We start from the raw sequence: 21,793 nt of genomic DNA, 5'->3' as shown, positions 1-21,793 counted from the left end.
GTGAGTCAGGCAGTCGACACACCTCCCCCGCCGGCGGCCACCGCGCCGGTGGAAGATCCCGCGGAGCTTGCCGCGCGGTACGGCCTCTCGGTCAGCGGCGCGCGGCCGACCCTCGCGGCGTACGTGGGCCAGCTCTGGCAGCGGCGCCACTTCATCACCGCGTTCGCGACGGCCAAGCTCACGGCGCAGTACAGCCAGGCGAAGCTGGGCCAGGTGTGGCAGGTGGCGACCCCGCTCCTGAACGCGGCGGTCTACTACTTCATCTTCGGCGTGCTGATGAACACGAAGCACAACGTGCCGGACTATGTGCCGTTCCTGGTCACCGGCGTGTTCGTGTGGACGTTCACGCAGAGCTCGATCATGGCGGGCACCCGCGCGATCTCCGGCAACCTCGGTCTCGTACGGGCGCTGCACTTCCCGCGCGCCGCGCTGCCGGTGTCGTTCGCGCTCCAGCAGCTCCAGCAGCTGCTGTTCTCGATGTGCGCGCTGGTGGTGATCCTGCTCTGCTTCGGCGTTCCGCCGGCCCTCTCCTGGTTCCTGGTCCTGCCGGTTCTGCTGCTCCAGTTCGTCTTCAACACCGGCGTGGCCCTCGTCATGGCGAGGATGGGCGCGAGGACGCCGGACATCGCACAGCTGATGCCGTTCCTGCTGCGTACGTGGATGTACACGTCCGGCGTGATGTGGAGCATCGACAAGGTGCTCAAGAACCAGCACCTGCCGCACGTCGTGCACGTACTGCTGTCCGCGAACCCGGCCGCCGTCTACATCGACCTGATGCGCTTCGCCCTGATCGACAGCTTCCACCACAGCCAGCTGCCGCCCCACGTGTGGGCGATCGCGGCCGGGTGGGCGCTGCTCGCGGGCGTCGGCGGGTTCATCTACTTCTGGAAGGCAGAGGAGACGTACGGCCGTGGCTGACACCTTCGGGGAGCGGATCCCCACCGTCATCGTCGACCACGTCGACATCGTCTACCGCGTGAACGGCACCGGGGCGGGCCGCGGCACCGCGACCGCCGCGCTCGGCCGCATCGTCGGCGGCCGGAAGAAGGCCGAGGCCCGGGCCGGCGTGCGCAAGGTGCACGCGGTGAAGAAGGTCTCGTTCACCGCGTACAAGGGCGAGGCGATCGGCCTGATCGGCACGAACGGGTCGGGCAAGTCGACGCTGCTCAAGGCGATCGCGGGGCTGCTGCCGACGGAGAACGGCCGGATCTTCACGCATGGCCAGCCCTCGCTGCTCGGCGTGAACGCGGCGCTGATGAACGACCTCACCGGCGAGCGCAACGTCCATCTCGGCGGCCTCGCCATGGGTATGAGCCGCGAGGAGGTCCGCGAGCGTTACGAAGACATCGTCGGCTTCTCCGGCATCAACGAGAAGGGCGACTTCATCACGCTGCCCATGCGGACGTACTCCTCGGGCATGGCCGCCCGCCTCCGGTTCTCCATCGCCGCCGCCAAGGACCATGACGTGCTGCTGATCGACGAGGCCCTGGCCACCGGCGACCGGTCCTTCCAGAAGCGCTCGGAGTCCCGGATCCGCGAGCTGCGCAAGGAGGCCGGCTCGGTCTTCCTCGTCAGTCACAACAACAAGTCGATCCGTGACACCTGCGACCGGGTCCTGTGGCTGGAGCGCGGCGAGCTGCGCATGGACGGGCCGACGGACGAGGTCCTCAAGGCGTACGAGGCGTTCACCAATCCGGACGGCGGCGGGACGGAACCCAAGAAGGCCAGGGCCGCCGCTTCCGCCTGAGGCCGATCCAGGACCCGCTCCCCTTATCCCTTTTATCCGATTGGTGACACTATGGTGCGCCAGGAGAAGAAGGGACGGCGACCGTGCAGGAACTCAGCGTCATCGTGTACGGCCGGGACGTGCAGGGGCATCTAGCCGACTGTCTGGACAGCGTGACCGGCCAGCTGCCCGAGGGGGCGGAGCTCGTCGTCGCCGCCGTGGACGATCCGGCGCCGACCGCCGACGTGCCGGGCCGCGTCACCGTTCTGGCCCTGCCCCGCGCGATCTCCGACGAGGAGGCCCGCGCGGCCGGCGGCGAGCGTGCCTCGGGCGAGTGGCTGCTGTTCGTGCACGCCAAGGACCGGGTGCCCCCCGGCGCGCTGCGAGCGCTGCGGGACCGGGTCGCCGGCCTCCCGGACGGCGCGGAGCGCGTGGATGTCGTACTCGCCGACCAGGTCCGCTCGACCTGGCACGCCGCCGGCATCCCGGGCTCCGACGCCCGTCTGCTGGCCAGGGCGGGCGACCGCGATCTGGCCCTCGCGGACTGCCCCGACCTCCTGCGGGTCACCCCGCTGCTCGGCAACCGCGCCCTGCGCGCCGCGTTCTGGCGGGACCACCGCGACCGACTGGCCGCCACCGACGAGCGCTTCGCGGCGCGCGCCGCCCTCGTCCTCGCCGGCCGCGTCACCGCTCTGCAGCAGGTGGTGCTCGACGAGCGCAGGCTGCGCGCCGCGAGCCTGCCGCCGCTCACCCCGGAGGAGTACTACGCGCCCGTCGGCGAGTACGAGGACCTCCAGCGGCTGATGGCCGGCCGCGGCACGCCGACCGGTCCCCGCGCGGTGCTGTACGACGTGATGGCGACCGAGTGCATGCGGATCGTTGCCCGTGCCGGGATGCCGGAGCCGGTGAACCGCGAGTTCTTCCGCCGGGCCTCCCGCGCGGCCGTCGCGTGGCGGCCGGAGGGATACCGCAGGCCCGCGGGGCTCGAAGGCATCCGGCGCCGGCTGCTCGAAGAGGACGCGTACGCCCGTTACCGCGCCTTCCAGAGCGTCAACCACAAGCGGCGCGGCCTGAAGTCCGCGGTCAGGCAGCGCAAGCGGCGGATCGGCGCGAAGGTCCGTGACCACCGCTACCGGCGGGAGCTGCGCCGGCCCGTGGACCCGGACCTGGCGGTGTTCTCCGCGTACTGGGACCGGGGGATGGCCTGCAATCCGGCCGCGATCGCCGCGAAGGCCGCCGAACTCGCTCCGCGCATCCACCAGGTGTGGGTCGTCTCGGCGGCCCACGCGCCGCTCCTGCCGCCCGGCACCGACCACGTCGTGCCCGGCTCCCGCCGCTACTGGGAGGTGATGGCCCGCGCCAAGTACCTCGTCAACAACGTCAACTTCCCCAACGCCGTGGTCAAGCGCCCCGAAGCCGTCCACGTCATGACCCACCACGGCACGCCCCTCAAGCGCATGGGCCTCGACCAGATGGAGTACCCGACCGCGTCCAAGGGCCTCAACTTCCGCCAGCTCCTCGCCCGCGTCGACAAGTGGGACTACAGCGTCACGTCGAACAGCCACTCCACCCGGACGTGGGAGCGCGCCTATCCCGCGCACTACGTCCCTCTGGAGTACGGCTATCCGCGCAACGACGTCTTCTACCGCGCGACGGCCGCCGACATACGGGCTGTTCGCGCGCGCCTCGGCATCACGCCGGGCCGGCGGGCCGTCCTGTACGCGCCCACCCACCGCGACTACGAGGCCTCCTGGACCCCGCGCCTCGACCTGGCCACGCTCGCCGACCGACTGGGCGACGACACCGTCCTCCTCGTGCGCGGCCACTACTTCTACGGCGGGGCGGCCTCACCGCTCGCGGAGCTGCGCCGCAGCGGCCGGGTCATCGACGTGTCCACGTACGACCCGGTCGAGGACCTCTGCCTCGCCGCGGACGCCCTGGTCACGGACTACTCGTCGATCATGTTCGACTACGCCAATCTGGACCGCCCGATCGTGGTCTACGCGGACGACTGGGAGATGTACGCGAAGACCCGCGGGGTCTATTTCGACCTGATCGCCGAGGCGCCCGGGCCCGTCGCCCGTACGCAGGACGAGCTGACGGAGATCCTCGCGACGGGCGCGTGGCGCGACGAGGCGTCGGGGAAGGCGCGGGCCGCATTCCGGCGCCGGTTCTGCGAGTTCGACGACGGCCACGCCGCCGAGCGGGTCGTGCGCCGGGTCTTCCTCGGCGAGAGCGACGCGTCGCTGCCCCCGGTGATCCCCGTCGACGAGCGCATCCCCGCGCCCACCCCCGAGGAGGCAGGCCGCCGATGACCACGCCCACGAGGACGATCAACCCCGACGTCACGGTCACCGTCATCGTCTACAACGACGCCGGGCGGCTGCCGCGCGCCGTCGCCTCGGTCCTGGACCAGACGCACGGCAACATCGAGGTCGTCATCAGCGACGACCACTCGACGGACGCCACCCCCGAGGTGGCGCGCCGCCTGGCCGCCTCGGACCCGCGGGTGCGCTACCTGCGTCTGCCGGAGAACAGCGGCGGGTGCAGCGCGCCCCGCAACCGCGCGCTCGACATCGCCCGCGCCCCGTATCTGATGTTCCTCGACAGCGACGACGAACTCCCCCGGGACTCGGTGGAGTTGCTGCTCGCGGCGCACCGCGAGCGGGAGATCGACTTCGCGATGGGCGCGGTCGAGCGGGTCCGCGTCGACACGGGCCGCACGTCTACGTGGATGCCGCACCTGGTCGCGGAGCGCCGCACCGTCGACGGGATCGACGCGGAACCCGGCCTGTTCTTCGAGCACTTGTCGACGAGCAAGATGTACAAGCGGGAGTTCCTCGACCGCAACGAGCTGCGTTTCCCCGAGGGCATCCACTACGAGGACCAGCTGTTCTCGGCGCAGGCGTACTGCCTCGCGAAGTCCTTCACCGTCGTCCCCGAGCCGGTCTACCGCTGGTACATCGCGCCGTTCGTCGCCGCGGACGACGCGTCGATCTCCAACCAGCGGCACAAGCTGAGCAACGTCCGCGACCGCGTCCACGTGCAGGAGCTCATCGACGAGTTCCTCGCGACGGGCGGCCACGCGGGGGTGCGCGAGGACAAGGACTACAAGTTCCTCAAGCACGACTTCCGGATGTACGCGGGCGACCTGCCGTTCCGGGACGACACATGGCTGGCCGGGTTCGCCGAGATCGTGAACCCGTATCTGGCGACGCTGTCCCCTGGCGCGTACGCCCGGCTGCCGCGCCCGGAGCGGGTCGTCCTGCGACTGGTGCGCGACGGTCGCCTCGCCGACGCCCGGCTCGCCGCGCGCGGGCTCGGTCACGTGGTGGCCCCGCGCGAGACGGCCACGGACGCGTCCGGCGCCGTGTACTGGGGGTCGGTGGTCCCGGAGTCGGACGAGGCGCGTACGGAACTCGATCTGTCCGACCAGGAGTTGTACGCGCGCCCGTTCCCCGGAGCCCAGTTCCGCCACGAGATCACGGCCATCGAGCGCGGCCCCGGTACCACCGTCGACCTGTCGGTGCGCACGTACGACCCGGGTCTGCGCCTCGCCGTCGGGCCGCACGTCGCCTCGCTGGTCGTGGCGCCGGGGCGACGCCGTATGACGACACAGCTGCGGCTCGACCCGGTGCGGCCCGGCGTCTTCGAGGGGCGGGTGCGGCTCGATCCGGCGGCGGCCCCGCTCCCGGTGCACGGCTTCGACGGCGTACGGCATCCGGTGCTCCAGCTCCAGGAACGAAGCCTGCGCAACACGGCGGTCCTGCTCGCGCCACTGGACTTCCCGACGCTCACCGCCCGCGTCGGCTACCACTCCGGGGCTGCCCCGCACCAGGTGACGCTGGAGCCGGAGGGGCGGGGCGCGGGGCGCCTCCAGATCCGCTGGCAGCCCGCGGGGCTCACGGCCCGGGTGACGCACCCGGTGGCGCGCAGGCTGGTCACGGTGTCGGACGGGCGGGTACGGAACGCGGTACGCCTGGTGAAGAGCGCACTGCGTTAGCCCGGGTCGCCGACGACCTCACCTCGTAGAGGGTCTGGCCTCCCGGGCCCGTCGCGACCCTGTGCAGTGCCGGGTCGGTCGCGGCGAGGCCGGCGTCGTCGCGGTGGCTCACGATCCACCGCACCTCGTAGCGGCGCAGGACGTCGAGGCGTTCGGCACGCGTGGTGCCGGGCGCGAAGTAGGTGTCCACGGCGCGGGTGCGGGCCGTCTCGTCGGGCAGGAAGAAGTCCGGGTAGCCGGGGGCGACGGTGTAGGCCCCGTACGCGGGGATCTGCCGCGCCGGGAACATCGTGGCGAGGACCACGTCCCCGTACTTCGCCCAGGGCGTCATCCACTGGTAGCCGCGCCACGGCGGGTTGTAGCGGTCGGCGATCGGCCGGGGCAGGGCGTCGCGCGGCAGGACGTAGCCGAGTGTGCCCGACTGGGTCCACGCGCCCGCGAGGAGCGCCGCGCCGAGCACCGCGGCGAACGCCGTGCGTACCGCCCTGCGCCCCGCCCCGAACACCTCGAGGCCCGCCGCGACCTGCGCGGGGATCACGGCGGCCGGCAGGACCCGGCCCCACGAGTAGTGGCCGCTCACCCCGCCCGCCACGAACATCAGCACCCCGAGCACGAAGAAGACCACCAGCGGATCACGGCGGTCCCTGCGCAGGCGCAGGGCGAGGGCGAACACGCCGGGCAGCAGGAGCCAGTACCGGCCGAGCAGGTTCCCGTACAGGGCCCGGTGGATCTCCTCCAGGCCCTGCGCGTGGAAGAGCGAGAAGAACGAGTAGTACGGCCACGCGGCGAGCACCATCGCACCGATGGCGAGCCCGGCCGCGAGCCGTGTCCACACCGCGCGCACCGGCCAGGGCCGCGCCCCGGCCACCATCGCCAGCGCGCCGAACGACGCGACGACGCCCGAGAACTGATGGCTCAGCAGGATCACGGACCAGAGCAGGCCGAGGCCGAGGAACACGGGCAGGCCCGAGCCGCGTGCGAGCGCCTCGCGCAGCAGCGCCCAGAAGTGGAAGGACACACCCAGCGCGAACGTGCTGGGGTAGGAGACGGTCAGGGCAAGGGAGTTGAGGCCGAGGAAACCGCTCCAGTTGAACAGGCTCGTGCCCCACAGGAGGAGTAGGCACAGGAGGACGAGCACGCTGACCGCCGTGCGCCGGGTGCGGCCCATGGACGCGTCGGTGAAGGTGCCGGTGAACCGCCACACGCCGGTCACGAGCAGCGTCAGCGAGATCAGTGCGGCGATGCGCAGGACGGTGAAGGTGCCGAGGCCGGTGATGTCGGCGAGGGCGCCGAGGAACACCGTCCACGGCGAGTAGTACGGGCTCGGCGTCTTCTCGTCGACCAGGGGGTTGCCCGGGTCGAGGAGATCGTGGCGCAGACGCTCGACGGTGGCCGCGTGGATGCCGAGGTCGCCCGCCCATGGGAGCCGAACGGCGACTGCCACGAGCAGGGCGAGGAGCAGCAGGAGGACCAGTGGGGCGGCGGCCCTGAGGGCCGCGTTACTCGCGGCGCGCATCGTGCTGGAAGACCCACGTCCGGTAGACGAGGAAGCGGAACGCCGAGGCCAGGACGATGGACAGCGCCTTGGCGACGTTCGACGCGAGGGGTCCGGTCATCGAGGCGCCGTGGTATCCGGCGTAGAACAGGACGCTCTCCATGAGGACGCCGAGCGCGCTGAAGCCGAAGAACAGCGCGATCTGGCGGCGGGTGCGGGAGGCGCGGTCCCGGTAGGCGAAGAAGCGGAAGCCCAGGTAGTTGGTGGCCATGGCGACACAGCTGGCCAGGACCGTCGCCGTCATCGGGGCCCGGCCGAGGCCGTGCAGCAGCAGGTTGAAGACGAGGAAGTTGACGGCGACTCCGCTCCCGCCGACGACGCCGAACTTGGCGACCTCCATGGACAGGCGGCGCACGCGGACCCGGACGGGTGCGACGACGGGCGGCGCCTCGCGCACCGCGGTGGGGACCGTCATCGGCGCGCCCTCGCCCGCAGCTTCCACGGCATGGTGACCGATTCGAGCTGCACCATCAGGTTCATCTTGGACTCGCCGATCGTGCGGTCCTCGAAGTGGATGGGGACCTCCATGACGCCGAAGCCGCGGCGCACGGCGCGGTACTTCATCTCGACCTGGAAGCTGTAGCCCGCGCTGTCCACGGACGCCAGGTCGATGGCGCGCAGGGCGTCCTCGCGCCACAGGTTGAAGCCGCCGGTGATGTCGCGGACGCGGGTGCCGAGGATGGTGCCCGCGTAGGCGTTGGCCCAGCGGGACAGGAGCCTGCGGTGCGCGCCCCACGCGTCGGCGAGCGTGCCGCCCTGGACGTAGCGGCTGCCGATGGTGACGGCGGCGCCGGTGGAGAGGGCGGTGCCGAGGAGCGCGGGGACCTTGCCGACGGGGTGGCTGCCGTCGGCGTCCATCTGGAGGACGTAGCGTGCCCCGTCGGTGACGGCCCGTGCCATGCCGTCCGCGTAGGCCCGGCCGAGGCCCTCCTTCCCGGCTCGGTGCAGGACGCTCATCCGGTCGCGCCCGTGCCGTTCGGCGTACCGCTCGGCGATGTCGCCGGTGCCGTCGGGGCTGGAGTCGTCGACGACGAGAAGGCGCAGGCCCGGGAGCGGGAGCGCCATGAGGGCGTCGGCCATGCCGGGCAGGTTGCCCGCCTCGTTGTACGTCGGCATGACGACGGTGAGGGGGGTGCGGGCCCAGTCGTCGGGCAGCGGTTTCGCGGCGGCCGGTGTGGCCCCGATGTCGGGAGAGTTCTTGTTCACTGTTCGGTCAGCCCTTCTCCGGCGAGGGAGGAGAAGCGGACGGCCCGGTCGGGCAGTACGGCCTCGCACCACACCCGGGTTCCGTTCCGCAGATCGTTGTGGGCGCCGACGCGGGCGCCGTCACCGATGACGCTGCCGTGCAGGACGGAGCGCCGCCCGATCCGCGCACCCGCGCCGATCAGGCTGTTCCTTACGTAGGTACCGGCACCCACGGTCGCGCCGTCGTGCAGCACGGAACCGTGGACGACGGCCCCTGAACCTACCCGGGCGCCCGCCCCGACGACGGTCCCGTCGGCGAGCCAGGCGTCGGCGGCGACCTTGGCGCCGGGCAGTACGAGGGACTCGCCGCGCACTCCGGGCACGGCGGGTGAGTGGACGACCCCGCGCACGAGGTCGGCGGAGGCCTGCACAAAGGCTTCGGGCCGGCCGAGGTCGAGCCAGTAGGAGTCCTCGACCATGCCGTGCAGATAGGCGCCCGCGGCGAGCAGGCCGGGGAACGTCTCGCGCTCGACGGAGACGGGCCGCCCGGCGGGGATGCTGTCGATGACGGACCTGCGGAACACGTAGGAGCCCGCGTTGATCTGGTCCGTGACGATCTCCTCGGGCGTCTGCGGCTTCTCGGTGAAGGCGAGTACGCAGCCGTCGGCGTCGGTGGGTACGAGCCCGAAGGCGCTGGGGTCGTCGACGCGGGAGAGGTGGAGGGTGACATCGGCTTCGCGCTCGCGGTGCCGGTCGATGAGGGCGCGGGTGTCGAGGCCGGTGAGGATGTCGCCGTTGCAGACGAGGACGGGGTCCTCGGGTGCGGAGATCAGGCGGCGGGCCGCGTGCCGGATCGCGCCGCCGGTACCCAGCGGCTCGTACTCGGCGGCGTATTCGAGGTGGACGCCGTGCGCCGATCCGTCGCCGAAGTACGGCTCGAAGACTTCGGCCAGATAGCAGGTGGCGAGGACGACGTGGTCGACGCCCGCGGCGGCGAGCCGCGCGATCTGGTGGGCCAGGAAGGGGACCCCGGCCGCCGGCACTATGGACTTGGGCGTGTTGACCGTGAGCGGACGCAGCCGGGTGCCCAGCCCGCCGACCAGCAGAATCGCTTCCGTCATGGACCCTTCCCGACCTCTCCGCTCCGTACCGCCGATCCGACAATCGGGCCCAACTTTAGACGCTATGCCCGATTCGATGGCTTATGACGAACCACTTGGGGTTGACGCGCCGTCACGAACAACCGATTGGGCGCAAGGTCCATCAGGTCAGACCCGGTCAAGAGACCTGCCGGAGAAAGGGAAGAGAACGGAAAGAGTCCGGGCGGTGAAATGGGGGCGCCCCGCACCGGAGTTCCGGTGCGGGGCGCCCCCGTTCGCTGATGCGGACCCTACGAGTGCGTGCGCAGCAGCGTCCTCATCGTGCGCATCGCGACCGACAGGTTCGCCAGGTCGAAGGCGTCCGAACTCTGGATCTCCTCCAGGGTCGTCCGCGCGCGGCCCAGGATCGGCGCGTTCTTCTCCTGCCACGCGTCGAAGCGCTGCTCCGGAGTCGACACGCCGTTCCCGACGGTCAGCACATCGGCCGTGAGGGCGGCGTGCGCCGAGTACAGGTCCTCGCGGATCGAGGCGCGGGCCATCGACTGCCAGCGGTCGGACCGCGGCAGCTCGATGATCCGGTCCATCAGCTGCGCGATGGACAGCCGGTCCGCGAGGTCGTAGTACACCTCGGCGACGGCCAAGGGGTCCTTGCCGGTGCGGTCGGCGATCGCCACGATGTCGAGCGTCGGGAAGGCCGAGGAGAACCCGGCGACCCGCTGGGCCAGCTCCTCCGGCACGCCCGCGGCGGTCAGCTCGTCCAGGATCGACTGGTACCACTCGGCGTCCGCGCCGCGCAGCATCTTCGGCATGGCCGACCAGACCTCGGCGACGCCCTCACGGAAGAAGTCGATCGTCTCGGCGAGCTGGAGCGGCTGCGGCCGGTTGTTGAGCAGCCAGCGCGTGCCGCGCTCGACCAGGCGGCGCGAGTGCAGCCTGATCCGGGTCTGGACGTCCGCGGCGACGACATTGTCGAGCGCCTCGACCGCGTCCCAGACCTCGCCGAGGCCGAAGATCTCGCGCGCGGCGAGCTGCGCCCGCACGATCTCCTCCAGGGACGCCCCGGTCTCCTCGCGCAGCCGGTGCAGGAACGTCGAACCGCCCGTGTTCACCGTGTCGTTGACCAGCACCGTGGTGATGATCTCGCGGCGCAGCGCGTGCCCGTCGACCGCGTCGGAGTACCGCTCGCGCAGCGCCTGCGGGAAGTAGGCGTGCAGGAGCCTGCGCAGGTACGGGTCGTCCGGCAGCGACGTCTGGATCAGCTCGTGCGCGGCCGTGATCTTCGTGTACGCGAGGAGTACGGCCAGCTCGGGCTGGCTCAGACCGCGCCCGGAGTTCAGCAGTTCCTTGATCTGCCGGTCGGCCGGCAGGAACTCCAGGGCCCGGTCGAGGTTCCCCTCGCGGCCCAGGCGGCGCATGAAGCGCTGGTGGGCGTGGAGCAGGTCGGGCGCCTGGGCGACCGCGTTGGCGAGGGCCGTGTTCTGCGCGTAGTTGTTGCGCAGCACCAGGGCGCCGACCTCGTCGGTCATCGCCGCCAGCAGCTTGTTGCGCTGCTTGACGGTCATGTCGCCGTCGGTGACGAGCGTGTTGAGCAGGATCTTGATGTTCACCTCGTGGTCGGAGGTGTCCACGCCCGCGCTGTTGTCGATGGCGTCGGTGTTGACCTTGCCGCCCTTGCGCGCGAACTCGATACGGCCCAGCTGGGTCGCGCCGAGGTTGCCGCCCTCGCCGATCACCTTGGCGCGCACGTCCTTGCCGTCCACGCGGATCGCGTCGTTGGCCTTGTCGCCGACGTCCGCGTTCGACTCGGCGGACGACTTCACGTACGTGCCGATGCCGCCGTTCCACAGCAGGTCGACCGGCGCGTGCAGGATCGTCTTCATCAGGTCGGCCGGCGTCATCTTCGCGGCGCCCGACTCGATGCCGAGTGCCTCGCGGATGTGCGCGTTGAGCTGGATCGCCTTGGCGGAGCGCGGGAAGATGCCGCCGCCCGCGGAGATCAGCTCCTTGTTGTAGTCGGCCCACGAGGAGCGCGGCAGGTCGAACAGGCGCCGGCGCTCGGCGTACGAGGTGGCCGCGTCGGGCCGCGGGTCGATGAAGATGTGCCGGTGGTCGAACGCGGCGACCAGGCGGATGTGCTCGGAGAGCAGCATGCCGTTGCCGAACACGTCACCGGACATGTCGCCGACGCCGACGACCGTGAAGTCCTCGGTCTGCGTGTCGGTGCCCAGCTCCCGGAAGTGCCGCTTCACGGACTCCCAGGCGCCGCGGGCGGTGATGCCCATGCCCTTGTGGTCGTAGCCCGCCGAGCCGCCGGAGGCGAAGGCGTCACCGAGCCAGAAGTTGTACGACTCGGCGACCGCGTTGGCGATGTCGGAGAACGTCGCCGTGCCCTTGTCGGCCGCGACCACGAGGTACGTGTCGTCCTCGTCGTGGCGCACGACGTCCGCCGGGGGCACGACCTCGCCGGCCACCAGGTTGTCGGTGATGTCGAGCAGCGCCGAGATGAAGGTCTTGTACGACGCGACACCCTCGGCCAGCCAGGCGTCACGGTCGACGCTCGGGTCCGGCAGGTTCTTCGCGACGAAGCCGCCCTTGGCGCCGACCGGCACGATGACGGTGTTCTTCACCATCTGCGCCTTGACCAGGCCGAGGACCTCGGTACGGAAGTCCTCACGCCGGTCGGACCAGCGCAGACCACCGCGCGCGACCTTGCCGAAGCGCAGGTGCACACCCTCGACACGCGGCGAGTACACCCAGATCTCGAAGGCGGGGCGCGGCGCGGGCAGGTCGGGGATGGCCTGCGGGTCGAACTTCATGGAGACGTACGCGTGCGGCTTGCCGTCGTCGGCCTTCTGGAAGAAGTTCGTCCGCAGCGTCGCCTTGATGACGGTCAGGAAGGACCGCAGGATCCGGTCCTCGTCCAGGCTCGCCACCTGGTCGAGCGCCCCGTCGAGCTCCTCCAGGAGCCCGTCGATCAGCTCGGTCCCGGCCCGCTGGCGCTCCGGCGACATGCGCGCCTCGAAGAGGCTCACCAGAAGGCGGGTGGTGTGGACGTTGTTACGGAGGGTGTCCTCCATGTAGTCCTGGCTGAACGTCGCACCGGCCTGGCGCAGGTACTTGGCGTACGCGCGCAGCACCATCGCCTGCCGCCAGTTCAGACCGGCGCTCAGGACGAGGGAGTTGAAGCCGTCGTTCTCGGCGGCACCGGTCCAGGTCGCCGTGAAGGCCTCCTGGAAGCGCTCGCGGCCGTCGTCACCGAGGTAGTCGCCGTTGCCGTTGGACTTGGGCATCCGCAGACCGAAGTCGTAGATCCACGCGGTGGTCCGGTCCGAGCAGCGCAGCTCGTACGGGCGCTCGTCGATGACCTCGACGCCGAGCTGGTTGAGGACCGGCAGGACGGACGAGAGGGAGACCGGGGCGCCGGTGCGGTAGATCTTGAAGCGGCGCTCGCCAGGGGCAGCGCCCACGGGCTCGTACAGCGAGAGCGCGAAGTCCTTCTCGCCGCGCTTGAGGGCCTCCAGGTGGACGAGGTCGGCGACCGCCGCGCGCGGCGAGTGGTCGGCCTTGTAGCCCTCGGGGAAGGCGCCGGAGTAGCGGCGGGCCAGCTCGGCCGCGCGCTCCTCGCCGCACTCCGCGTTCAGCGCCTCGCCGAAGCCGTCGGCCCACGAGCGGGCGGCGTCGACGAGCCGCGCCTCGATGCGCTCGGTGTCGGCCTCGGTCAGCGCGGGCAGCTCGGTGCCCGGCTCGACGCGGATGACGAAGTGCAGCCGGGACAGGATCGACTCGGTGTTCCAGGCCGTGAAGTCGACGCTGGTGCCGTTGAGCTCTTCCTTGAGGATGTCGATGATCCGCAGCCGGACACCGGTGGTGTAGCGGTCGCGCGGCAGGTAGACGAGGGCCGAGTAGTAGCGGCCGTACTCGTCCTGGCGCAGGTACAGCCGCAGCCGGCGGCGCTCCTGGAGGTAGAGGACGCTGGTGACGATGGCGCGCAGCTCGTCGGCCGGGGTCTGGAACAGCTCGTCTCGCGGGTACGTCTCCAGGATCTGGAGCAGGTCGCGGCCGTCGTGGCTGTTGGGCGAGAACCCGGCGCCCCGCAGCACTTCCTGGACCTTGCGGCGCACGACCGGGACGCGCCGGACGCTCTCCGTGTACGCGGCGCTCGAGAAGAGGCCGAGGAAGCGGCGCTCGCCGATGACATTGCCCTCGGCGTCGAACTTCTTCACGCCGACGTAGTCGAGGTACGAGGGGCGGTGCACGGTGGCGCGGCTGTTGGCCTTTGTCAGTACGAGGATCTTGTGCTCGCGGGCCTTGGCGCGCGCGTCGGCGGGCAGCCGGCTGAAGGACGGGCTCACCGGGTGGTGGTCGTCGCTGCCGTGCTGCGGGTCGGAGCGCAGGATGCCGAGGCCGGTGCCGGGGACGGCGGACAGCGAGTCGTCCTCGCGCAGCTCGTACTCGCGGTAGCCGAGGAACGTGAAGTGGTCGGCGGACAGCCAGCGCAGCAGCTCACGGGCCTCCTCGACGTCCTGGGCGCGCAGGTCGTCGGCGGTGGGCTCGCTGGGCAGGTCGTCGGCGATACGCAGCGCCGAGTCCCGCATCTTCTCCCAGTCCTCGACGGCCTCACGGACGTCGGACAGGACACGCAGCAGGTCGGAGGTGATCTGCTTCAGGTCGGCGCGGTCGGTCTCCCGGTCGATCTCCACGTGGATCCACGACTCGGTGAGCGTGTCGTGGCTGTCGGAGGCGCTGCCCGCGGGCAGGACCTCCTGGAGCTCGCCGGTCAGGTCACGGCGCACGGTGACCTGCGGGTGGATCACGACGTGGATGCCGCGGCCCTGGCGGGACAGCTCGTTGGTGACCGAGTCGACCAGGAACGGCATGTCGTCGGTGACGACCTCGACGACGGAGTGGCTGCAGGTCCAGCCGTTCTCCTCGACCGTCGGCGTGTGGACCTTGACGTTCGCGGTGCCCTGCGGGCGGACCTCCGCGAGCCGGTAGTGGGAGACGGCTGCACCGAAGGCGTCGACCGGGTCACGGTCGGCCAGGTCCTCGGGGGCGGTGTGCAGGTAGTAGCGCTGGAGGAACGCGAGCACGGACTCCTGGTCCGGAGCCCCCTCGCCATTCGTCCCGGCCGGGAGATGCCCCCCTGCCGGGCTGTTCTCAGCTACCCGGGCGGCCCGTGCGAGCAGCTCGGCCTTGGCTTCGTCCAGCTTGGTCTGCATTGTCCTCTGGCTCCTGTCGCGCGCCGTTGCGTGACGTTGAAGAAATTGATGCGGCACAACGCCACGACGCGGGGTCTCCGGTCGATGTCGACGGTATGCCGGGATGAGAGATGAGCGGGCGTTTATCCGCCATTTTTGGCGTATTTCCTGCCCGGAGCCGGGACGGCATCCATGTTCCGTCCCGAAGGGAATGGTCAGCGGAGCACCGGGCACGGATGTAGATCTCCGTGTGCTCCCGGCGCGGGCAGGGGGCGACGATGCCCCCGCGAGATATCGCGCTGATCACGGGTCAAGGCTATCGCCCCTCACCCGGGAGTCGTCATGAGCCGTATGTGTACAAATACAGCGGTCGAACTTTGACACTCTGCACAGGGACAGCGACGCGGATGGATGCCAAGAGGGGTTGCCTAACGGTCCGGCCGGGTCCACGTTGAGGGGAGGACACCCCGGCCCGAAGGCTCCGAGGGGAGCGCACAGCCATGGCACCCAAGATCCTCCTGGTGACCGGCGACGCCGCCGAGTCACTGGAAGTCCTGTACCCCTACCAGCGCCTGCGCGAGGAGGGCTACGACGTCCACATCGCCGCCCCGGAGCGCAAGAAGTTGCAGTTCGTCGTCCATGACTTCGAGCCGGGGTTCGACACGTACACGGAGAAGCCCGGCTACACCTGGCCCGCCGATCTCGCGTTCGCCGAGGTCGAGCCGGAACAGTACGTCGCTGTCGTGATCCCGGGCGGCCGCGCCCCCGAGTATCTGCGCAACGACCCGGAGCTGCGCAAGATTCTGAAGTCTTTTTTCGACGCCGACAAGCCCGTGGCCCAGATCTGCCACGGTCCGCTGCTCACGGCGGCGGTCGACGGGCTGCGCGGGCGCAACGTCACGGCCTATCCGGCGCTGGAGCCCGACATGCAGGCGGCCGGCGCGGCTTTCCGCGACGCGGAAGTGGTGGTCGACGGGACGCTGGTGTCGTCCCGCGCCTGGCCGGACCACTCGGGGTGGATGCGGGAGTTCCTCACGGTGCTGCGCGCAAAGGCGCCGGTGACCTGAGGCCTGAGGCCTGAGGCCTGAGGCCTGAGGGGATCGTGGGCGGCTGCCCCGCAGACGAGGGCAGCCGCCCCCCGCATGGCGCTCCTGGCGCGACACGACGGAACCCCGCAGGGCTACGGCTTCCCTCGACCGCCGCGATCTCTGTACGGGACGCGACGCCCGACTTGGCCAGGATGTGCTCCACGTGCGTGTTCACCGTGCGCGCCCGCTGTGGAGTGTGAGCGGATTCACTTACTCCGCCAGGCGTTGTGCCACCCCCACGGCCTCGGCGAGGGTGTCCACGACCGGTGCCCCCACGCCTTCGAGGCTGGCCCTGCTGTGCGATCCGCCGGTGTAGAGCACGGCGCCGGCGCCGGCGTGCAGCGCGGCCACCGCGTCGTCGGCCGCGTCCCCGATGACCACCGTGCGCCCCGGTGCCACCCCCGAAATTGCCAGCGCACCGAGATGACGGACCATGTGCTCGGCCTTGCTGCCGCCGGAGGGACCGGTGCGCCCGTCGACCCGCAGGAAGTGCGACTCGATCCCGAACTCCCGTACCAGCGGGACGAGTTCGTCATGCCCATACATGCTGAGGATCGACTGGCTGCCGCCCGCGGAGCGCCAGTCGGCGAGGAGGAGTTCCGCGCCGTCGGCGAGCCCGCAGGCCGTGCGGCGGAGCGTGTAGTGCCGCTGGAAGGCGGTGTCCATGCGCTCCCACTCGGCCTCGGTGGGCAGCCGGCCCATCAGTCGCTGGTAGAAGCGGGGTATCGGCACGCAGTACAGCTCCCTGTACCGCTCCAGGGTGATCGGTTCGAGTCCGATCTCCTCGAAGGCGGCGTTGGTCGCGCTGATGACCGCGTCGTTGTCGTGGAACAGCGTCCCGTTCCAGTCCCAGACGATGTGTGCTCCGGCTGCGTGCTTCCCCATGCCGAAAACCTACCCGCAGGGACCGACAATCGTACGTTCGCGCAGGTCGGCCACTCAGGCGAGCAGGTTCGGGATCTCCTGCGTGGCGAACCAGAGGAGCTCGTGGTCCTCGGCGCCGTCGACGACGAACTGTGCGTCGTCATCGCCCTGGTCCGCCGCCCCGAGCGCCGCGGCCGCCGCCGTCACGTCCTTCTCGGCGTCGGCGGAGTCCACGTGCACCGCCGCGGCCTTGACCAGGGGGACCGTGTTCGCGATCCGCACCTCACCGAGCGCTCCCGGGTCGAGCCCGCGGTCCGGGTCGGCCACCGCGGCGCCGTCCGGCACGTCGAGCGCGACCACGACCCGCTTACGGGGCGCGTCCGGCTCCCCGGCGATCAGCCGCAAAGACGCCACCGCCGCGCGGTTGAGGGCCGCGTACTCCAGCTCCTCGATGTCGTCGGAGACGTACCACTCGCGCAGCGCAGGCGTCACGGCATACGCGGTGAGCGGCCCGGGTCCCAGTTCGCCCGCCTGGTGCGCCTCGGCGAGACGGGGCAGGGACAGGGGGACGTACACGCGCATGGCGGGCCACTTTCGTCGACGAGAGGGCCTTCAGGATACGTGCGGGAGTCCCCCTTAGGGGTGCCGGTCACCCCCCGTCCGCACGTCCACGCCGGACCCCTCCGTGACCCTCCCGAACCCTGTCCCCGCACGCCTCGTCCGCCGTCCGATCACTCGGATAGGTGATCTTTCCGACCGCCCGCGCCGGGCACCTCGGGCCTTGCGGGCGGCGCCGCCGTCCACGTACAAGATCCCCAAGCAAAGTTACCGATCGGTATCAACCGGTCGGACGCCGAACGGGGACCCAGACATGCACGAGCCCACCGCCCACGAACCGCTGCGCAAGGTGATGGACCAGCCGCGCCGCCGCCCCAGGACGACCCGGCCCCCGGGCGGCCGCCCGCCCGGCAGGCAGGACGCGAGGCGCCCCGGCGCGCGGCCCGTGCGCGTCCCGCCCCAGCTGCCGCCCCACCCCGCCGAGCTGTTCACCGAGCGCCTCCTGCTGATGCTCAGCGGCCAGCGCCCCGTCCACTGGGCCTCCCGCCACTTCGCCGGATCCCTCTACGACGCCCTGATCCGGCTCGCCGAGAACCGGCCCCTCAACGACCGGGGACGGCAGCCCGTCGTCCGCGGCATCGGCCACTACCAGCCCGAACCCGGCGTCTACGAAGTCTTCGCCCGGATCAGCGCCGGCCCCCGGCTGCACGCCCTCGCCTTCCGCCTGCACCGGGGCGACGACCACCGCTGGCTCTGCACGGCCGTCGAGATGGGCGGGCGCCCGGCGCTCACCCCACAGGACCGGTGACGCCGGGGACGACGGAAGGGGCCGGACACCAGGTGGTGTCCGGCCCCTTCACCCACGCTCGGTCAGAGCGCGCCGCGCACTACTTCTTGCGGCGACGCCCGCCCTTCTGCTGCTTGCGGCGCTCCGCGCGCGTAAGGCCGTCGGCCTCGGAACGCGTCGGGCCGTCCTCGGTGACATAGTCCATCTCGTCCACGCCGCCCTCGGCGTTCGGCGCCTGGAAGTGCAGGCGGTCCGGACGCTGCGGGGCGTCGAGACCCTTGGCGCGGATCTCGGGACGGCCGACACCGGCCGGCACCGCGTCCTGCTTGTCCAGGGACGGCGCCGCGTCCTGCACCGGGACCTCCTCGACCTGCTGCTCGACCTGGACCTCCAGGTTGAACAGATAGCCGACGGACTCCTCCTTGATGCCCTCCATCATGGCGGTGAACATGTCGAAGCCCTCGCGCTGGTACTCGACCAGCGGGTCCTTCTGCGCCATGGCACGCAGGCCGATGCCCTCCTGGAGATAGTCCATCTCGTAGAGGTGCTCACGCCACTTGCGGTCCAGGACGGAGAGGACCACGCGGCGCTCCAGCTCACGCATGATCTCGGAACCGAGCTGCTCCTCCCGCGCCGCGTACTGCGCGTGGATGTCGTCCTTGACGGACTCCCCGATGAACTCGGCCGTCAGACCCGCACGGTCACCCGCGGCCTCCTCCAGCTCGTCGACGGTGACCTTCACCGGGTAGAGCTGCTTGAAGGCGCCCCACAGCCGGTCCAGGTCCCACTCCTCGGCGAAGCCCTCGGCGGTCTCGGCGCCGATGTACTCGTCGATCGTGTCGTCCATGAAGTGCTGGATCTGCTCCTGCAGGTCCTCGCCCTCCAGGACACGACGCCGCTCGCCGTAGATGACCTCTCGCTGCCGGTTGAGGACCTCGTCGTACTTGAGGACGTTCTTCCGGGTCTCGAAGTTCTGCTGCTCGACCTGCGACTGGGCCGACGCGATGGCACGCGTGACCATCTTGTTCTCGATCGGCACATCGTCCGGGACGTTCGCCATCGACATGACGCGCTCGACCATCTGGGCCTTGAACAGGCGCATCAGGTCGTCACCGAGCGACAGGTAGAAGCGGGACTCGCCCGGGTCACCCTGACGGCCGGAACGGCCACGCAGCTGGTTGTCGATACGGCGCGACTCATGGCGCTCCGTGCCGAGGACGTAGAGCCCGCCGAGCTCCTTGACCTCCTCGAACTCGGCCTTCACGGCCTTTTCGGCCCTCTCCAGGGCGGCGGGCAGCGCGGCGGCCCACTCCTCAATGTGCTCCTCGGGGTCGAGGCCGCGCTGGCGCAGCTCCGCCTCTGCGAGGTCGTCCGGGTTGCCGCCGAGCTTGATGTCGGTGCCTCGACCGGCCATGTTCGTGGCGACGGTGACGGCGCCCTTGCGGCCGGCCTGGGCGACGATCGTCGCCTCACGGTCGTGCTGCTTCGCGTTCAGCACCTCGTGCTGCACACCGCGCTTGGACAGCTGCTGCGAGAGGTACTCGGACTTCTCGACGGACGTCGTGCCGACGAGGATCGGCTGGCCCTGCTCGTGCTTCTCGGCGATGTCGTCGACGACCGCGTCGAACTTGGCGACCTCGGTGCGGTAGATCAGGTCGGCCTGGTCCTTGCGGACCATCGGCTTGTTCGTCGGGATCGGGACGACGCCCAGCTTGTAGATCTGGTGGAACTCGGCGGCCTCGGTCATGGCCGTACCGGTCATGCCGGAGAGCTTGTCGTAGAGACGGAAGAAGTTCTGCAGGGTGATCGTGGCGAGCGTCTGGTTCTCGTCCTTGATGTCCACCCCTTCCTTCGCCTCGATCGCCTGGTGCATGCCCTCGTTGTAGCGGCGGCCGGCGAGGATACGGCCGGTGTGCTCGTCGACGATCATGACTTCGCCGTCGATGACGACGTAGTCCTTGTCCTTCTTGAACAGTTCCTTCGCCTTGATGGCGTTGTTCAGATAACCGACGAGCGGCGTGTTCACCGACTCGTAGAGGTTGTCGATGCCCAGCCAGTCCTCGACCTTGGCGACGCCGGGCTCGTGGATGGCGACGGTGCGCTTCTTCTCGTCGACCTCGTAGTCGCCGGTCTCCTCGATGCCCTTCAGCGGGTTACCGGCCTCGCCCTTCTTCAGGCGGGTGACCAGCTTCGCGAAGTCGCCGTACCACTTCGTGGCCTGGTCGGCGGGGCCGGAGATGATCAGCGGCGTACGGGCCTCGTCGACGAGGATCGAGTCGACCTCGTCGACCACCGCGAAGTTGTGGCCGCGCTGGACGAGCTCGTCCTGGGACCACGCCATGTTGTCGCGGAGGTAGTCGAAGCCGAACTCGTTGTTCGTGCCGTAGGTGATGTCGCAGTTGTACTGCTCGCGGCGCTGCGCCGGCGTCATGTTCGCCAGGATGCAACCCACGCTGAGGCCGAGGAACTTGTGGACGCGGCCCATCATCTCGGAGTCGCGCTCGGCCAGGTAGTCGTTCACCGTGATCAGGTGGACGCCCTTGCCGGACAGCGCGTTCAGGTAGGTGGGGAGCGTGCCGACGAGGGTCTTGCCCTCACCGGTCTTCATCTCGGCCACGTAGCCGAGGTGGAGCGCGGCGCCGCCCATCAGCTGGACGTCGTAGGGGCGCTGGCCGAGGACGCGCCTGGAGGCCTCGCGCACCGTCGCGAAAGCCTCGGGGAGCAGGTCGTCGAGGCTCTCGCCGCCGACGTACCTCTCCTTGTACTCGTCGGTGAGGGCCCGCAGCTCGGCGTCGGAGAGGCTGACGAAATCCTCTTCGAGAGAGTTGACCTGGTCCGCGATGCGGTGCAGCTTGCGCAGGATCTTGCCTTCGCCTGCACGCATGATCTTCGAGAGGACGGACACGGGGGTTGGTCTCCTTGCCGGTCGGGCCTGGCACGGTCGGGTGTGACGGTATAGAGCAACGGCCATCGTATGCGAGGACCCCGGCGTGCCGGGAGGTCTGCCGTAACCACAGCCACACGGACAACGCACGAGGACCGCTCAAGGTGCCGCACGAAGGTGCGCACCCCGAATACGAAAGGTAACAGCGCGCTCACTCCGCGAATTCTGCTGGCGTCATTGTCGGCCCCCGAGCAGAATCGGCCGATGGAACCCGTCGTACTCACCACCGACCGCCTGCGGCTGCGCACGTTCACCGCCGAGGACACCGACGAGGTGTATCTCGCGGCCCAGGACCCCGACATCCAGCGCTGGACCACGGTCCCGTCGCCCTACGCGCGCGTGGACGCCGAGCACTTCGTCGGCCGCATGGTCCCGGACGGCTGGCGCGCCGACACGGAGTACACCTTCGCCGTGCGGCTCCAGGAGGACGGCCCCGTGATCGCCGCCGCGAGCCTGCACCACCCGCGCGCGGGCGCCTGGGAGGTCGGCTTCTGGACCGGCAAGGAGCACCGCGGCCGCGGCTACATGACGGAAACCGTGCTCGCCCTGGCCCACTGGGCCTTCACCGACCTGGCCTGTACGCGCCTGGAGTGGCGCGCCGAGGTCGGCAACGTCGGCTCGCGCACCGTCGCCGAGAAGGCCGGCTTCACCGTGGAGGGCGTCATGCGGTCGGGCCTGCCCAACAAGGGCGTGCTGCGCGACTGCTGGGTCGCCTCGCTCCTCCCCTCGGACCTCGGCCTCCCAGCGGCGCTGCCCTACCTCCCGGCGCCTGCGTGACGGCGTCC

The 21,793-nt window shown here is 70.4% G+C and carries 15 protein-coding genes; 7 read left to right on the top strand and 8 right to left on the bottom strand.

What is annotated here, in order from left to right:
* The 4 genes from OG758_RS29465 (at position 1) to OG758_RS29450 (ending at position 5,729) form a co-directional block, all read left to right on the top strand.
* The gene (locus OG758_RS29465; RefSeq protein ID WP_326712711.1) at positions 1-918 is read left to right on the top strand and encodes an ABC transporter permease; all 918 of its coding nucleotides are present in this window, start codon (positions 1-3) and stop codon (positions 916-918) included.
* Positions 911-1,747: an ABC transporter ATP-binding protein gene (locus OG758_RS29460; protein WP_326712710.1), complete on the top strand. Its 837-nt coding sequence runs from the start codon at positions 911-913 to the stop codon at positions 1,745-1,747. Before OG758_RS29465 ends, OG758_RS29460 begins: the two co-directional genes overlap by 8 nt.
* A gap of 83 nt (positions 1,748-1,830) precedes the next feature.
* On the top strand, positions 1,831-4,041 hold the full coding sequence (locus OG758_RS29455) for a bifunctional glycosyltransferase/CDP-glycerol:glycerophosphate glycerophosphotransferase (RefSeq protein ID WP_326712709.1): 2,211 nt from the start codon (positions 1,831-1,833) through the stop codon (positions 4,039-4,041).
* Positions 4,038-5,729 carry a glycosyltransferase family 2 protein gene (locus tag OG758_RS29450; protein WP_326712708.1) on the top strand — a complete coding sequence of 564 codons (1,692 nt, stop codon included), beginning with the start codon at positions 4,038-4,040 and terminating at the stop codon, positions 5,727-5,729. Before OG758_RS29455 ends, OG758_RS29450 begins: the two co-directional genes overlap by 4 nt.
* On the opposite strand, the gene OG758_RS29445 is transcribed toward OG758_RS29450, so the two are convergent.
* The 5 genes from OG758_RS29445 to OG758_RS29425 form a co-directional block, all read right to left on the bottom strand.
* Positions 5,668-7,245 carry a hypothetical protein gene (locus OG758_RS29445; RefSeq protein WP_326712707.1) on the bottom strand — a complete coding sequence of 526 codons (1,578 nt, stop codon included), beginning with the start codon at positions 7,243-7,245 and terminating at the stop codon, positions 5,668-5,670. The two genes, OG758_RS29450 and OG758_RS29445, sit on opposite strands and share 62 nt — an antisense overlap.
* A complete protein-coding gene (locus OG758_RS29440) occupies positions 7,229-7,699 on the bottom strand; it encodes a GtrA family protein (protein ID WP_326712706.1) in 471 nt (156 codons plus the stop codon). The genes OG758_RS29445 and OG758_RS29440 overlap by 17 nt, the downstream gene beginning before the upstream one ends.
* On the bottom strand, positions 7,696-8,400 hold the full coding sequence (locus OG758_RS29435; RefSeq protein ID WP_326716073.1) for a polyprenol monophosphomannose synthase: 705 nt from the start codon (positions 8,398-8,400) through the stop codon (positions 7,696-7,698). The genes OG758_RS29440 and OG758_RS29435 overlap by 4 nt, the downstream gene beginning before the upstream one ends.
* Before the next feature lie 86 nt (positions 8,401-8,486).
* Entirely contained in the window at positions 8,487-9,590 is a 1,104-nt protein-coding gene (locus OG758_RS29430; RefSeq protein WP_326712705.1) for an NDP-sugar synthase, read from the bottom strand.
* Between the two features lie 269 nt (positions 9,591-9,859).
* Positions 9,860-14,788 carry an NAD-glutamate dehydrogenase gene (locus tag OG758_RS29425; protein ID WP_326712704.1) on the bottom strand — a complete coding sequence of 1,643 codons (4,929 nt, stop codon included), beginning with the start codon at positions 14,786-14,788 and terminating at the stop codon, positions 9,860-9,862.
* A gap of 479 nt (positions 14,789-15,267) precedes the next feature.
* On the opposite strand from OG758_RS29425, the gene OG758_RS29420 reads away from it, so the two are divergent.
* Positions 15,268-15,834, top strand: coding sequence for a DJ-1/PfpI family protein (locus tag OG758_RS29420; RefSeq protein ID WP_116512662.1), 567 nt, complete (start codon positions 15,268-15,270; stop codon positions 15,832-15,834).
* 231 nt (positions 15,835-16,065) lie between these two features.
* Here OG758_RS29420 and OG758_RS29415 read toward each other — a convergent pair whose 3' ends face one another.
* Both OG758_RS29415 and OG758_RS29410 read right to left on the bottom strand, forming a co-directional pair.
* Positions 16,066-16,740 (bottom strand): HAD family hydrolase, encoded by a 675-nt coding sequence (locus OG758_RS29415; protein ID WP_326712703.1) that lies wholly within the window; start codon positions 16,738-16,740, stop codon positions 16,066-16,068.
* 54 nt (positions 16,741-16,794) lie between these two features.
* Positions 16,795-17,301, bottom strand: coding sequence for a DUF6912 family protein (locus OG758_RS29410; protein ID WP_326712702.1), 507 nt, complete (start codon positions 17,299-17,301; stop codon positions 16,795-16,797).
* A 289-nt stretch (positions 17,302-17,590) separates the two neighbouring features.
* Between OG758_RS29410 and OG758_RS29405 the strand changes: the two genes are divergently transcribed.
* A complete protein-coding gene (locus tag OG758_RS29405) occupies positions 17,591-18,085 on the top strand; it encodes an Rv3235 family protein (protein WP_326712701.1) in 495 nt (164 codons plus the stop codon).
* 79 nt (positions 18,086-18,164) lie between these two features.
* On the opposite strand, the gene secA is transcribed toward OG758_RS29405, so the two are convergent.
* Entirely contained in the window at positions 18,165-20,969 is a 2,805-nt protein-coding gene (gene secA / locus OG758_RS29400) for a preprotein translocase subunit SecA (protein WP_326712700.1), read from the bottom strand.
* 243 nt (positions 20,970-21,212) lie between these two features.
* On the opposite strand from secA, the gene OG758_RS29395 reads away from it, so the two are divergent.
* Positions 21,213-21,785 (top strand): GNAT family N-acetyltransferase, encoded by a 573-nt coding sequence (locus tag OG758_RS29395; protein WP_326712699.1) that lies wholly within the window; start codon positions 21,213-21,215, stop codon positions 21,783-21,785.
* Positions 21,786-21,793: the final 8 nt, after the last annotated feature.

It is taken from the genome of Streptomyces sp. NBC_01474 (assembly GCF_035918215.1).
Classification (GTDB): Bacteria; Actinomycetota; Actinomycetes; order Streptomycetales; family Streptomycetaceae; genus Streptomyces; species Streptomyces aureus.
The sequence above is the reverse complement of the archived record's forward strand: the minus strand, read 5'-3'. Positions and strand labels throughout refer to the sequence as shown.

Coding starts and splice junctions, on each gene's coding strand:
- OG758_RS29430 (WP_326712705.1), bottom strand. CDS start 9,590: ATGACGGAAGCGATTCTGCTGGTCGGCGGGCTGGGCACCCGGCTGCGT.
- OG758_RS29425 (WP_326712704.1), bottom strand. CDS start 14,788: ATGCAGACCAAGCTGGACGAAGCCAAGGCCGAGCTGCTCGCACGGGCC.
- OG758_RS29440 (WP_326712706.1), bottom strand. CDS start 7,699: ATGACGGTCCCCACCGCGGTGCGCGAGGCGCCGCCCGTCGTCGCACCC.
- OG758_RS29435 (WP_326716073.1), bottom strand. CDS start 8,400: ATGCCGACGTACAACGAGGCGGGCAACCTGCCCGGCATGGCCGACGCC.
- OG758_RS29445 (WP_326712707.1), bottom strand. CDS start 7,245: ATGCGCGCCGCGAGTAACGCGGCCCTCAGGGCCGCCGCCCCACTGGTC.
- OG758_RS29395 (WP_326712699.1), top strand. CDS start 21,213: ATGGAACCCGTCGTACTCACCACCGACCGCCTGCGGCTGCGCACGTTC.
- OG758_RS29420 (WP_116512662.1), top strand. CDS start 15,268: ATGGCACCCAAGATCCTCCTGGTGACCGGCGACGCCGCCGAGTCACTG.
- OG758_RS29410 (WP_326712702.1), bottom strand. CDS start 17,301: ATGCGCGTGTACGTCCCCCTGTCCCTGCCCCGTCTCGCCGAGGCGCAC.
- OG758_RS29450 (WP_326712708.1), top strand. CDS start 4,038: ATGACCACGCCCACGAGGACGATCAACCCCGACGTCACGGTCACCGTC.
- OG758_RS29415 (WP_326712703.1), bottom strand. CDS start 16,740: ATGGGGAAGCACGCAGCCGGAGCACACATCGTCTGGGACTGGAACGGG.
- OG758_RS29405 (WP_326712701.1), top strand. CDS start 17,591: ATGCACGAGCCCACCGCCCACGAACCGCTGCGCAAGGTGATGGACCAG.